Origin of the sequence: Pseudocitrobacter faecalis, from assembly GCF_965231525.1 — a bacterium.
In the GTDB taxonomy this organism is placed as follows: Bacteria; Pseudomonadota; Gammaproteobacteria; order Enterobacterales; family Enterobacteriaceae; genus Pseudocitrobacter; species Pseudocitrobacter faecalis.
Genome location: NZ_CBDDNJ010000002.1, coordinates 1779180 through 1792836 on the forward strand (window position 1 = coordinate 1779180; position 13657 = coordinate 1792836).

Annotated in this window: 13 protein-coding genes; 9 read left to right on the plus strand and 4 right to left on the minus strand. The window is 53.2% G+C overall.

The features are described from left to right. The first annotated feature begins 159 nt into the window (after nucleotides 1-159). Both ydiJ and menI read left to right on the plus strand, forming a co-directional pair. On the plus strand, nucleotides 160-3216 hold the full coding sequence (ydiJ, locus tag ACOXYR_RS09250; protein ID WP_421356193.1) for a D-2-hydroxyglutarate dehydrogenase YdiJ: 3057 nt from the start codon (nucleotides 160-162) through the stop codon (nucleotides 3214-3216). Next, the gene (gene menI, locus ACOXYR_RS09255) at nucleotides 3213-3623 is read left to right on the plus strand and encodes a 1,4-dihydroxy-2-naphthoyl-CoA hydrolase (protein WP_113857000.1); all 411 of its coding nucleotides are present in this window, start codon (nucleotides 3213-3215) and stop codon (nucleotides 3621-3623) included. The genes ydiJ and menI overlap by 4 nt, the downstream gene beginning before the upstream one ends. A 46-nt stretch (nucleotides 3624-3669) precedes the next feature. On the opposite strand, the gene ACOXYR_RS09260 is transcribed toward menI, so the two are convergent. Further along, on the minus strand, nucleotides 3670-4155 hold the full coding sequence (locus ACOXYR_RS09260; RefSeq protein WP_350435786.1) for a DUF3828 domain-containing protein: 486 nt from the start codon (nucleotides 4153-4155) through the stop codon (nucleotides 3670-3672). Between the two features lies 1 nt (nucleotide 4156). Continuing rightward, nucleotides 4157-4519 (minus strand): CHAP domain-containing protein, encoded by a 363-nt coding sequence (locus ACOXYR_RS09265; protein ID WP_421356192.1) that lies wholly within the window; start codon nucleotides 4517-4519, stop codon nucleotides 4157-4159. Between the two features lie 474 nt (nucleotides 4520-4993). On the opposite strand from ACOXYR_RS09265, the gene sufA reads away from it, so the two are divergent. The 7 genes from sufA (at nucleotide 4994) to ldtE (ending at nucleotide 11630) form a co-directional block, all read left to right on the plus strand. Next, nucleotides 4994-5362: a Fe-S cluster assembly scaffold SufA gene (gene sufA, locus ACOXYR_RS09270; RefSeq protein WP_015964198.1), complete on the plus strand. Its 369-nt coding sequence runs from the start codon at nucleotides 4994-4996 to the stop codon at nucleotides 5360-5362. A gap of 11 nt (nucleotides 5363-5373) precedes the next feature. Then, a complete protein-coding gene (sufB, locus tag ACOXYR_RS09275; protein ID WP_189623034.1) occupies nucleotides 5374-6861 on the plus strand; it encodes a Fe-S cluster assembly protein SufB in 1488 nt (495 codons plus the stop codon). 16 nt (nucleotides 6862-6877) lie between these two features. Then, nucleotides 6878-7624 (plus strand): Fe-S cluster assembly ATPase SufC, encoded by a 747-nt coding sequence (gene sufC, locus ACOXYR_RS09280; protein ID WP_113856996.1) that lies wholly within the window; start codon nucleotides 6878-6880, stop codon nucleotides 7622-7624. Further along, nucleotides 7599-8873: a Fe-S cluster assembly protein SufD gene (sufD, locus tag ACOXYR_RS09285; protein WP_415728596.1), complete on the plus strand. Its 1275-nt coding sequence runs from the start codon at nucleotides 7599-7601 to the stop codon at nucleotides 8871-8873. The genes sufC and sufD overlap by 26 nt, the downstream gene beginning before the upstream one ends. Further along, complete coding sequence (gene sufS / locus ACOXYR_RS09290) at nucleotides 8870-10090, plus strand: cysteine desulfurase SufS (RefSeq protein WP_421356191.1); 1221 nt, start codon at nucleotides 8870-8872, stop codon at nucleotides 10088-10090. Before sufD ends, sufS begins: the two co-directional genes overlap by 4 nt. Nucleotides 10091-10102: 12 nt before the next feature. After that, the gene (gene sufE, locus ACOXYR_RS09295; RefSeq protein WP_421356190.1) at nucleotides 10103-10519 is read left to right on the plus strand and encodes a cysteine desulfuration protein SufE; all 417 of its coding nucleotides are present in this window, start codon (nucleotides 10103-10105) and stop codon (nucleotides 10517-10519) included. A 103-nt stretch (nucleotides 10520-10622) separates the two neighbouring features. Then, complete coding sequence (ldtE, locus tag ACOXYR_RS09300) at nucleotides 10623-11630, plus strand: L,D-transpeptidase LdtE (protein ID WP_421356189.1); 1008 nt, start codon at nucleotides 10623-10625, stop codon at nucleotides 11628-11630. 63 nt (nucleotides 11631-11693) lie between these two features. Here the strand turns inward: ldtE and ACOXYR_RS09305 are convergent, their stop codons facing one another. Together ACOXYR_RS09305 and pykF are read right to left on the minus strand one after the other, a co-directional pair. Further along, the gene (locus ACOXYR_RS09305; RefSeq protein WP_007374746.1) at nucleotides 11694-11930 is read right to left on the minus strand and encodes a major outer membrane lipoprotein; all 237 of its coding nucleotides are present in this window, start codon (nucleotides 11928-11930) and stop codon (nucleotides 11694-11696) included. Between the two features lie 312 nt (nucleotides 11931-12242). Further along, on the minus strand, nucleotides 12243-13655 hold the full coding sequence (pykF, locus tag ACOXYR_RS09310; protein ID WP_015964205.1) for a pyruvate kinase PykF: 1413 nt from the start codon (nucleotides 13653-13655) through the stop codon (nucleotides 12243-12245). Nucleotides 13656-13657 lie beyond the last annotated feature (2 nt).

Here is a 13657-nt window from a genome sequence, read left to right on the forward strand (position 1 = left end):
CTTAGGCGGCCGATTTTGCACTTAAATCTACCGGGCGCATAAGAAAAAAATGTGATACAACGTTGAATGCACTACGCAAACGATTAAACATGCGCTAACCGCCCATGGCGACGCTGCGCGTGTATAACAACACTAACTATTCAGACAGGGTCAAGCGTCATGATCCCACAGATTTCTCAGGCACCGGGCGTCGTTCAACTGGTGCTGAATTATTTGCAAGCACTGGAGCAACAAGGTTTTACTGGCGATACTGCCACCCGTTATGCCGACCGGCTAACGATGGCAACCGATAACAGCGTGTATCAGCTATTACCGGATGCGGTGGTATTCCCGCGTTCAACGGCAGATGTGGCCCTGCTGGCTCGTCTGGCGGCGGAAGAGTGTTTTCAGTCGCTTATCTTCACCCCGCGCGGCGGCGGCACCGGTACCAACGGGCAGGCGCTGAACCAGGGCATCATCATTGATATGTCCCGCTATATGAATCGCATCATTGAAATCAACCCCGAAGAGGGTTGGGTGCGGGTCGAAGCCGGGGTTATCAAAGATCAACTGAATCAATATCTCAAACCGTACGGCTATTTCTTCGCGCCGGAACTCTCCACAAGTAACCGGGCGACGCTTGGCGGCATGATCAACACCGATGCCTCCGGACAGGGCTCGCTGGTGTATGGCAAAACGTCCGATCACGTCTTAGGCGTACGCGCTGTTCTACTGGGCGGCGATATTCTGGATACCCAGCCCGTGCCGGTGGCGCTGGCGGAAACGCTGGCTAAAGAGCAGTCCACCTCCGGGCGAATTTATCGCACGGTATTTGAAGGCTGTCGCGCTAATCGTCAGCTCATCATCGATAAGTTTCCAAAACTCAACCGTTTCCTGACCGGCTACGATCTGCGCCACGTCTTCAACGACGAGATGACCGAGTTTGACTTAACCCGCATTCTCACCGGCTCAGAAGGTACGCTGGCATTTATCACCGAAGCGCGGCTGGATATCACCCCGCTTCCGAAGGTGCGTCGTTTGGTGAACATTAAGTACGACTCGTTCAACTCTGCGCTGCGCAATGCGCCGTTTATGGTGGAAGCCCGCGCGCTGTCGGTGGAAACGGTTGATTCTAAAGTCCTGAATCTGGCGCGAGAAGACATTGTCTGGCATTCGGTCAGCGAATTGATCACCGATGTGCCCGATAAAGAGATGCTCGGCCTGAATATTGTCGAATTCGCCGGTGACGATGACGCGCTGATTGAAGAGCAGGTCACATCGTTATGCCAGCGTCTGGACGCACTGATCGCGAATCAGGAAGGCGGGGTGATTGGCTGGCAGCGCTGCAATGAGCTTGACGGCATCGAGCGCATCTACGCGATGCGTAAAAAGGCGGTTGGCCTATTGGGCAATGCGAAAGGCGCGGCGAAGCCGATTCCGTTTGCCGAAGATACCTGCGTGCCGCCGGAACATCTCGCGGATTACATCGTTGAATTTCGCGCGTTACTCGACAGCCACGGTCTGAGCTACGGTATGTTTGGTCATGTCGATGCGGGTGTGCTGCACGTGCGCCCGGCGCTGGATATGTGCGATCCGCAGCAGGAGATCTTAATGAAGCAGATCTCCGACGATGTCGTGGCGCTCACGGCGAAATACGGCGGTCTGCTGTGGGGCGAGCACGGGAAAGGCTTCCGCGCGGAGTACAGCCCGGCTTTCTTTGGTAATGCGCTATACGGTGAGCTGCGTAAAATCAAAGCAGCGTTCGACCCGCTTAACCGTTTAAATCCTGGGAAAATCTGCCCGCCGGAAGGCGTGGATGCGCCGATGATGAAAGTGGATGCGGTGAAACGCGGCACCTTTGACAGGCAAATCCCGATTGCTGTGCGATCCTCCTGGCGCGGGGCGATGGAGTGTAATGGCAACGGGTTATGTTTTAACTTCGATGCCAAAAGCCCGATGTGCCCGTCAATGAAGGTAACCAACGATCGTATTCATTCGCCGAAGGGGCGCGCCACGCTGGTGCGTGAATGGCTGCGTTTGTTGGCCGATCGTGGCGTCGATCCGTTATTGCTGGAGAAAGAACTGCCGGGCAAACGCGCCAGCCTGCGTTCATTGATTGAGCGTACCCGCAACAGCTGGCACGCACGTAAGGGCGAATATGATTTCTCACACGAAGTGAAAGAGGCGATGTCGGGCTGTCTGGCCTGTAAAGCCTGTTCCACGCAGTGCCCTATTAAAATTGATGTGCCGGATTTCCGCGCGCGTTTCTTACAGCTTTATCACACGCGTTATCTGCGTCCGCTCCGCGATCATCTGGTGGCGACGGTTGAAAGCTATGCGCCGCTGATGGCGCGTGCGCCGAAAACCTTTAACTTCTTTATGAGCCAGCCACTGGTGCGCAAGCTGTCGGAAAAACACATTGGTATGATTGATTTGCCGATGCTTTCCGCACCGTCGTTGCAAAAGCAGATGATTTCGCACCGTTCCGCCAATATGACGCTGGAGCAGCTTGAGGCATTGTCGCCCGAACAAAAAGCGATGACCGTGCTGGTGGTGCAGGATCCCTTCACCAGCTACTACGATGCGCAGGTGGTGGCCGACTTTATTCGTCTGATCGATAAGCTGGGCCTTCAGCCGGTGCTGCTGCCGTTCTCACCAAATGGTAAAGCACAGCATATTAAAGGTTTCGTGACGCGCTTTACCAAAACCGCGCGTAAAACGGCGGAGTACCTAAACCGGGTGGCGGAGCTGGGCATGCCTATGGTGGGCGTCGACCCGGCGCTGGTGCTGTGTTATCGCGATGAATATAAGCAGGTGCTGGGCGATAAACGCGGCGATTTCAACGTCATGCTGGTGCACGAATGGCTGCCTCAGGCGCTGGAAGGTATTGATAGCCACGAATCCGGCGGCGAGCCCTGGTATTTGTTTGGTCACTGTACCGAGGTGACCGCGCTGCCTTCCGCGCCAAAACAGTGGGCGTCCATATTTGCCCGATTTGGCGCGAAGCTGGAGAACGTCAACGTTGGCTGCTGCGGCATGGCGGGAACCTATGGTCACGAAAAGAAAAACCATCAAAACTCGCTGGGGATTTATGCGCTATCATGGCAGCAGGCCATGCAACGCCTGCCGCGTAATCGCTGTCTGGCAACCGGATATTCCTGCCGTAGCCAGGTGAAGCGCGTGGAAGGTAATGGCGTTCGCCATCCGTTACAGGCACTTCTGGAGATTATTGGATGATTTGGAGACGTCAGACGACCCTCGATGCCCTGAATGCGATGAACGAAGGGACGATGATGGCGCTGCTGGATATTCGCTATGTTGCGTTAACCGATGATGCGCTGGAGGCGACGATGCCCGTTGACCATCGCACGCACCAGCCATTCGGTCTGCTACACGGCGGAGCATCGGTTGTTCTCGCCGAGACACTGGGTTCAGTGGCGGGTTATCTCTGTACCGAGGGCGATCAAAAAGTTGTCGGACTGGAAGTCAATGCCAACCATATCCGCGCGGTGCGTAGCGGCCGGGTACGCGGCGTCTGTAAAGCTATCCACACCGGGCGTCGCAGCCAGGTGTGGCAAATCGAAATCTTCGATGAGGAAGGGCGCTTGTGCTGCACATCGCGCCTGACCACTGCGGTAATCTGATTCCCAACTAACACCCGCTGAACTTCACCGGGTGTTAGTGCGTTATTTAAGGCATGGGCGATTTTTTGTCTGACAATGAAGATTTAAGACCACTATTTGGTGAGATAGCCTGACCAGCAACAGAGTTGACTTTCCAGATGCCCTTTTCTTTAACCATACAATCAATCACAGTATGTTTATGCTTTGTGCCGAAGGTAATATAGACCTGCATACAAACGGGATCATAGTCTGATGAGACGACATTTATTTCCTGCCAGTCATCCTCAATATCTTGTGCTTTTATAAACATATCGACATCAGGAACATCAACTATCTCAGGGTCTGACTGGTTTGATTTTAGCAACGCTTTGATGGTCTGTTCAGTAACATAAGGTGAAAGACCTTGATAATCAGTGAGAGGATTTCTGTCTCGTTGTAGTTGAGACAAATACCACTGATTAAACCTGAGTGCAGAGGCTTCCGGTCCGGCTGGAGGCAAACTAGCACGGGCACTCAAAGGAACCAGCAAGCACGCTATTATGTACAATCTCATTTTAATCCTGCCTGTAGAGTTGGTACGCGGGCTTGGCATTACGCCATGCAGCACCTGGATACATACCGTGCTGCTTAAAATCTGAATACCAGGTGCCATGTCCATCATAAATACATGCATGGCCAGAAGGGTGGCCTGCGATGGGTTGAATTACCGCAATATCACCTTCGCGCGGTTCACCAAATACAGGCCGAAAACCCGCAGCATAGAGATTTGATGCCATATTCTTTGCATGTGGTGTGTTGTGAATATGTGCTCCTCCATGACGAATGGCCTCAGAAACGAAATGAGCGCATCTTTTTTGGCTTGAATTTCCCGCGTAAATTCGCGCGTATTCAACGGCTTTGTGTTTATCCCAGGCCATGCTGTTTCCTGTATTGGAATGTTAATAATAACAATACTTTACGCATGGTTAATGTTTGTTGATGTCATAAAGTGTGTGCCCTCGTTAACGAACATCAGCATTGGTTATGTTGATGAGCCTTTAATAGATGGAATGATTAATTTTACGACAGCAAGAATGAAATAATTGTCCATCACCCTTAAACGTGACTTATAGGGACAGAAGTCTCAAAAACTATCAAATAAATAGGCATTATCGATGCATGTTTTGTTCTTCAACCACTTCCGGTAATTACCTTTTCTTAATCTATTATTTTTCAATGTGTTGTAAAAAATCATCTCTCCCTGTTGCCCGCACAATGAGGGTCTATGCTTATAAAAAGCCACTGTAAAACAGGTTCGAAGGTAATACCCCTGTTGCAGATGGGTTGAAGTGATAATCATTATCACTAACATAGCGTTATGCCTTCGATGGCTTAACCGATGAGGTAGACCAATGGAAGTAGATTCTGGAACGTTTGATCCCAATGATTTTGCCTGGCGTGGCCTGACGTTAACGCCTGCAGCAGCAACACAAATTCGCAATCTGGTGAGTAAACAACCAGGGATGCAGGGCGTGCGTCTTGGCGTGAAACAGACCGGCTGTGCAGGATTTGGCTATGTGCTGGATACGGTAACCGAGCCTCATGCCGATGACCTGTTATTTGAGTCTGACGGCGCAAAACTGTGGGTGCCTCTTTCCGCGATGCCGTTTATCGATGGCACCGAAGTGGATTACGTGCGCGAAGGATTGAATCAGATATTTAAATTTCATAACCCGAAAGCGCAGAACGAATGCGGCTGCGGCGAAAGTTTTGGGGTATAGGCGGTACGATTATGACGCGCAATACTGAAGCAACTGACGATGTCCAGACCTGGACCGGCGGCCCGCTGAATTACAAAGAGGGCTTCTTCACCCAGTTAAAGACCGACGAACTGGCGAAAGGAATCAACGAAGAGGTGGTCCGCGCGATTTCGGCAAAACGTAATGAGCCCGAATGGATGCTCGAGTTTCGCCTGAATGCCTTCCATGCCTGGGAGCAGATGAAAGAGCCGCACTGGTTGAAAGCGAACTATGCTTCGCTCAATTATCAGGACTACAGCTACTACTCTGCGCCCTCATGCGGCAACTGCGATGAGACCTGTGCCTCTGAACCGGGCGCGGTGCAGCAGACGGGTGCCAATACCTTCCTCACCGATGAAGTCGAAGCGGCGTTTAACCAGCTTGGCGTACCGGTTCGCGAAGGTAAAGAAGTGGCTGTTGATGCGATTTTCGACTCGGTTTCCGTGGCGACCACCTATCGCGAAAAACTCTCTGAGCAGGGCATTATTTTCTGTTCGTTTGGCGAAGCGATTCACGATCATCCGGAACTGGTGAAACAGTATCTTGGCACGGTTGTGCCATCGAACGATAACTTTTTTGCCGCCCTGAACGCGGCGGTGGCGTCAGATGGCACCTTCATCTACATCCCGAAAGGTGTGCGCTGCCCGATGGAGCTGTCGACCTATTTTCGCATTAACGCGGAAAAAACCGGCCAGTTTGAACGCACCATTCTGATTGCTGATGAAGGCAGCTATGTGAGTTACATCGAAGGTTGTTCTGCCCCGGTGCGTGAAAGTTATCAGCTGCACGCGGCGGTCGTGGAAGTGATCATCCACAAAAACGCGGAAGTGAAATACTCCACGGTGCAAAACTGGTTCCCTGGCGATAACAACACCGGCGGTATCCTGAATTTTGTCACCAAGCGCGCCCTGTGCGAGGGCGAAAACAGCAAAATGTCCTGGACCCAGTCAGAAACGGGTTCCGCCATTACCTGGAAATACCCGAGCTGCATTTTGCGCGGCGATAATTCGATTGGCGAATTCTTCTCGGTGGCGCTGACCAGCGGGCATCAGCAGGCCGATACCGGCACCAAAATGATCCACATCGGCAAAAACACCAAATCGACGATCATCTCAAAGGGGATATCCGCCGGGCATAGCCAGAACAGCTATCGCGGGCTGGTTAAAATCATGCCTACCGCCACCAACGCGCGTAACTACACCCAGTGCGACTCAATGCTGATAGGCCCGGACTGTGGCGCGCATACCTTCCCGTATGTTGAATGCCGCAATAACAGTGCACAGCTGGAACATGAAGCCACTACCTCGCGTATCGGTGAAGATCAATTGTTCTACTGCCTGCAGCGTGGGATCAGCGAAGACGATGCGATCTCGATGATCGTTAACGGGTTCTGTAAGGACGTCTTCTCCGAGCTGCCGCTGGAGTTTGCCGTGGAAGCGCAAAAACTGCTGGCGATAAGCCTCGAACACAGCGTCGGATAAGAATTAAGGGATCTCTATGTTAAGTATCAAAGATTTACAGGTTGCCGTTGAAGAGAAAGAAATCCTGCGCGGCTTGAGCCTTGAGGTAAAGCCGGGGGAAGTGCACGCCATTATGGGGCCGAACGGCTCCGGGAAAAGTACGCTTTCCGCTACGCTTGCCGGGCGCGAAGACTATGAAGTGACCGGCGGCACGGTGACCTTTAAGGGTAAAGACCTGCTGGAACTCTCCCCTGAAGAGCGGGCGGGGGAAGGGATCTTTATGGCGTTCCAGTATCCGGTAGAAATACCGGGCGTCAGCAACCAGTTTTTCCTGCAAACGGCGCTGAATGCCGTGCGTAAATATCGTGGTCAGGACGCGCTGGATCGCTTTGATTTTCAGGATCTGATGGAAGAGAAAATCAACCTGTTGAAAATGCCGCAGGACTTGCTGACCCGCTCGGTTAACGTCGGCTTCTCCGGCGGTGAGAAAAAGCGCAATGACATCCTGCAGATGGCGGTGCTTGAGCCAGAGCTGTGCATTCTGGATGAAACGGATTCCGGGCTGGATATTGACGCCCTGAAGATTGTGGCAGACGGCGTGAACTCTCTGCGTGATGGTAAGCGGTCATTTATCATCGTCACCCACTACCAGCGCATTCTCGACTACATCAAACCGGATGTGGTGCATGTGCTTTATCAGGGGCGGATTGTGAAATCCGGCGACTTTACCCTGGTGAAACAACTGGAGGAGCAGGGCTATGGCTGGCTTACCGAACAGCAGTAACGCGCTGCAACAGTGGCATCATCTGTTTGAGGCGCAGGGCGAACAGCGTTCCCCTCAGGCGCGGGAACATTTGCAACAGGTGCTGCGACTGGGTCTGCCCACGCGTAAAGATGAAGACTGGAAATACACCGCACTGGATAGCCTGCTCAATAGCCAGTTTGTCGCGCCACGGCTGACCACGCTTGAAGATATTGCGCCCGATTCACTGGCCTTAACGATGGATGCGTGGCGTCTGGTGTTTGTCGACGGTCAGTTTGCGCCTGGACTGAGCGATGCGCTGGACGAGAGCGGGTTTGAGGTTGCGGTCAATAACGTGCGTGAAGACCTGCCTGCGGCGGTTAACGGCGAAGTTTTTCTGCATCTCACCGAAAGCCTCGCGGCAACGGTGACGCACATACGCATCGCCCGTAATCAACGTCCGGCGAAACCGTTGCTGCTTATGCACATCACGCGGGGCCTGATGGGCGATGAAATGAACACCGCCCATTATCGCCACCACATCACGCTGGAAACTGGCGCGGAAGCGACGGTGATTGAACATTACGTCAGCCTCAACGATCAACGCCACTTTACCGGGGCGCGATTCACCATGGATGTGGCGGACAATGCGCATCTGCATCATCTAAAGCTGGCCTTTGAAAATCCGCAGAGCTTCCACTTTGCCCATAACGACATTCGGCTGGGTCAGGATGCCAGCGCTCACAGCAGCAGTTTTCTGCTCGGCGCGGCGGTAACGCGACACCACACCAGCACTCAGTTAAACGGTGAAAACACCACCTTACGCATGAACAGCCTGGCGATGCCGATCAATACGGAAGTGTGCGACACCCGCACCTGGCTTGAACACAACAAAGGCTATTGCAACAGCCGTCAGTTGCACAAAACTATCGTCAGCGATAAAGGCCGTGCGGTATTTAATGGTCTGATTAACGTGGCGAAACACGCCATCAAAACCGACGGGCAGATGACCAATAACAATCTGCTGCTGGGGCGACTGGCGGAGGCGGATACTAAACCGCAGCTGGAAATTTACGCTGATGACGTAAAATGCAGCCATGGCGCGACGGTCGGGCGCATTGATGATGAACAGCTTTTTTATCTGCGTTCGCGCGGTATAAACGACAGCGACGCGCGCAAAATCATTATCTATGCCTTTGCTGCCGAATTGACGGAAGCCATCGCCCATGATGCGCTGAAACAGCAGGTACTGGCGCGGATCGGCCAGCGCTTGCCAGGAGATTCACAATGACATTTTCCGTACAACAGGTGCGCGACGATTTCCCGGTGTTAAGCCGGGAAGTGAATGGTCAGCCACTGGCGTATCTCGACTCCGCCGCCAGCGCGCAAAAACCGGAGCAGGTGATCCGCGCAGAAGCGGAGTTTTATCGTCATGGTTACGCGGCGGTGCATCGTGGCATTCATACGCTGAGCGCTGAAGCGACGCAGCGGATGGAAGAGGTGCGTCAGAAAGCGGCAAACTTCCTTAATGCCCGTTCCGCTGAAGAACTGGTTTTCGTGCGCGGTACCACCGAAGGGATAAACCTGGTGGCCAACAGTTGGGGAAACGACAACGTCCGTGCAGGCGATAACATTGTGATCACCGCGATGGAGCACCACGCCAATATTGTGCCGTGGCAAATGCTTTGCGCCCGGACAGGCGCGGAACTGCGCGTGATCCCACTCAATGTTGATGGCACATTGCAGATGGATATTGCACCAACGCTTTTCGACGAGCGCACACGATTGCTGGCGGTGACCCAGGTGTCTAACGTCCTCGGCACAGAAAACCCCGTGGCGGCGCTTATCGCACTGGCGCATCAACACGGCGCGAAAGCACTGATTGATGGCGCGCAAGCGGTGATGCATCACCCGGTCGATGTGCAGGCGTTGGACTGCGATTTCTATGCCTTTTCGGGCCATAAACTGTATGGGCCGACGGGGATCGGCGTGCTGTATGTGAAAGAAGAAATACTGCAGGCGATGCCGCCGTGGGAAGGGGGCGGCTCAATGATTGCGACCGTCAGCCTGACGGAAGGCACGACCTGGGCGAAAGCGCCGTGGCGCTTCGAGGCCGGGACGCCGAATACGGGCGGTATTATGGGGCTCGGCGCGGCGTTCGATTATCTCAATGCGCTGGGGCTTGAAGCGGTTGGCGAGTATGAACAAACGCTGATGCATTACGCCCTGGCCGCGCTGGCAGACGTGCCCGATCTCCATCTTTATGGCCCGGCGGACAGACTGGGCGTTATCGCCTTTAACCTCGGCACGCACCACGCCTATGACGTCGGCAGTTTCCTGGATAACTACGGCATTGCCGTGCGAACCGGACATCATTGTGCGATGCCGCTGATGTCATTTTATCAGGTGCCGGCAATGTGCCGGGCGTCACTGGCGATGTATAACACCTTTGAAGAGGTCGACCGTCTGGTGACGGGGCTGCGACGCATTCATCACTTATTGGGATAACAGGGAGGGATAATGGCTGCTTTACCGGATAAAGAGAAGCTGCTGCGTAATTTTGGCCGGTGCGCAAACTGGGAGGAGAAGTATCTCTACATTATTGAGCTGGGGCAGCGTCTTGCGCCCTTGACACCGGAGGCACATAACCCGGAAAACAGTATTCAGGGCTGCCAGAGCCAGGTGTGGATTGTGGTTTCCCGTAATGCGGACGGTATTGTCGAACTACAGGGCGACAGCGATGCGGCAATTGTGAAAGGATTGATTGCCGTGGTGTTTATTCTCTATGACCAAATGACGCCGGACGACATTCTCGCCTTTGACGTTCGCCCGTGGTTCAGCCAGATGGCGCTGACCCAACACCTCACGCCCTCGCGCTCGCAGGGGCTGGAAGCCATGATTCGCGCGATTCGCGCGCAAGTCGCTAACTTCAGCTAATATAATATAGACAGCTTTCATACAGTTACGCGAGGCAGGAACCGCCTCGCTGGCCGTTCTGCTTTCTGGCGGTTTGTCAGTGAATGTGAATAAGGAATCCCATATGAAGCGCGCGTCTCTTATAACTCTTAGCATCTTAGCGGCTCTTAGTGCGGTACATAGCGCCTGGGCTGTTGATTATCCGCTTCCTCCGGCCAACAGTCGCCTGATTGGCCAGAACCAAACCTACACGGTTCAGGAGAGCGATCGTAACTTACAGGCCATTGCGCGACGTTTTGACACGGCGGCGATGCTGCTTATTGAAGCCAATAACACCATGGCGCCGGTACCGAAACCGGGAACGGTCGTAACCATCCCATCGCAGATGCTGCTGCCGGATGCTCCGCGTGAAGGCATCATCGTCAACCTGGCTGAGCTACGGCTCTACTACTATCCACCGGGAGAAAATCAGGTTCAGGTTTATCCGATTGGTATCGGATTACAGGGGCTTGAAACGCCGGAGATGACCACACGCATCGGTCAGAAGATCCCCAATCCAACCTGGACGCCGCCAGCGGGCATTCGCGCGCGTTCTGCGGCGAAGGGGATCCATCTGCCTGCCGTAGTACCTGCCGGGCCAAATAACCCGCTGGGGCGCTATGCACTGCGTCTGGCATACGGTAACGGTGAATATCTGATTCACGGCACCAGTGCGCCGGACAGCGTGGGTCTGCGCGTAAGTTCAGGCTGCATCCGTATGAATGCGCCGGATATCAAAGCGCTGTTCAGCCAGGTTCGTAGTGGCACGCCGGTGCGCGTCATCAACGAGCCGGTGAAATATTCCGTTGAGCCGAATGGCATGCGTTACGTGGAAGTGCATCGTCCGCTATCGCAGAATCCGGAACAGGATACGCAGAATCTGAGCTTCACGCTCTCGTCTGACTTCACGCAGTTCTCACAGCATGCGGATGTACGCAAGGAGCAGCTTCAGAAGGCGTTGACGCGTCGGGCGGGGTATCCGGTCGCCGTGAGTGCTGAAAGTGGCACAGCGCGCTCGACAGAGCCGTCATTATCGATGCAGCGTGGTGATGCGGTGTCGGAGGGCGAAGTTTCGGGAACGATAACGCAGTAGCGATTGTTAAATCACAGGCAAAAAAAATGGCGCACAATGTGCGCCATTTTATTACCAGAACTCTTACTTACGGTAAGAGTGAGCCTGGTTGTCCAGACGCTGGTTAGCGCGAGCTGCGTCATCTTTAGCAGCCTGAACGTCGGAACGGATTGCGTTCACGTCGTTGCTCAGCTGGTCAACTTTAGCGTTCAGAGTCTGAACGTCAGAAGACAGCTGATCGATTTTAGCATTGCTGGAGCAACCTGCCAGCAGAGTAGAACCCAGGATTACCGCGCCCAGTACCAGTTTAGTACGATTCATTATAAATACCCTCTAGATTGAGTTAATCTCCATGTAGCGTTACAAGTATTACACAAACTTTTTTATCTTGAGAATATTTTTTTATCCGAAAACCCTTATTTTTGATCGTTCGCTCAAAGAAGCATCGACTTTCCCTCTGATGAAAGAAAAACTCTATGAAAACAGGGGAGTTCCATCGGATTCGTCTTAGATAATTTTAGTTTAAAGAGTAAAATCTGATTTGCTTTTTTATTGAGCGTGGTGATTAGACGTAATAAAAAAAGCGCCCCGAAGGGCGCTTTTTATTCGCATCTGAAATAGATCTGTAAATTATTACAGTACGTGTACGGATGCAGTATTGGTGGTTCCGCTTGGTACCAGTGCGCCAGAAACCATCACGACAACGTCGCCTTTCTGCGCCAGACCGCTTTCCAGAGCGACTTCTTTACCCAGACGATAGAAATCATCAGTAGAGGAGATTTCTTTCACCAGCTGCGGCACAACGCCTTTGCTCAGCACCAGCTGACGCGCGGTGGTTTCGTTGGTGGTCAGCGCCAGGATGGTGGCATCCGGGAAGTATTTACGCACTGCGCGAGCCGATTTACCGCCCTGGGTAGCAACCACGATCAGCGGCGCGTCCAGTTTCTCAGCAGTTTCAACCGCGCCGCGGCAAACGGCTTCAGTGATGCGCAGTTTACGGCTGTCGTTGTTGAACTCCAGACGGCTGGTCATCACGCGGTCAGTACGTTCGCAGATGGTCGCCATGATGGTCACAGCTTCCAGCGGGTATTTACCTTTCGCGGATTCGCCAGACAGCATTACGGCATCGGTGCCGTCCAGGATGGCGTTGGCAACGTCACCGGCTTCTGCGCGGGTAGGGCGCGGGTTTTTGATCATGGAATCGAGCATCTGAGTCGCAGTGATAACGACTTTACGTGCACGGATACATTTTTCGATGATCATTTTCTGCGCGAAGATAACTTCTTCAACCGGGATTTCAACGCCCATGTCGCCACGCGCAACCATGATGCCGTCAGACGCTTCGAGGATCTCGTCGAAGTTGTTCAGGCCTTCCTGGTTTTCAATTTTGGAGATGATCTGGATCTTCTCGCCGCCGTGCGCTTTCAGGTGCTCACGGATTTCGACTACGTCAGAACGTTTACGGATGAAGGACGCCGCAACAAAGTCAACGCCTTGTTCGCAACCGAAGATCAGGTCTTGTTTGTCTTTTTCAGCCAGTGCTGGCAGCGCGATGGAAACGCCCGGCAGGTTAACGCCTTTGTTTTCACCCAGGTCGCCGTTGTTCAGCACCTTACAGATAACTTTGTTACCTTCGATAGCGGTAACTTCCATGCCGATCAGACCATCGTCAACCAGAACGGTATTGCCAACGGACAGGTCGGTGGTGAAACCTTCATAGGTGACAGCAACGATTTCGTTGTTACCGACAACAGATTTGTCAGTGGTGAAGGTGAAAGTCTGGCCTGCTTTCAGGGAGACGTCGTTGCCGCCTTCCAGTTTGATGGTGCGGATTTCCGGACCTTTAGTATCCAGCAGGATAGCGGCTTTCTGGCCGGTTTTCTTCATCACGTTGCGCAGGTTCTGGATGCGCTGACCGTGTTCAGCATAGTCACCGTGGGAGAAGTTCAGACGCATTACGTTCATGCCCGCATCGAGCATTTTGCCTAACATCTCTTCGGATTCGGTTTTCGGACCGATGGTGCAAACAATTTTGGTCTTTTTCATGA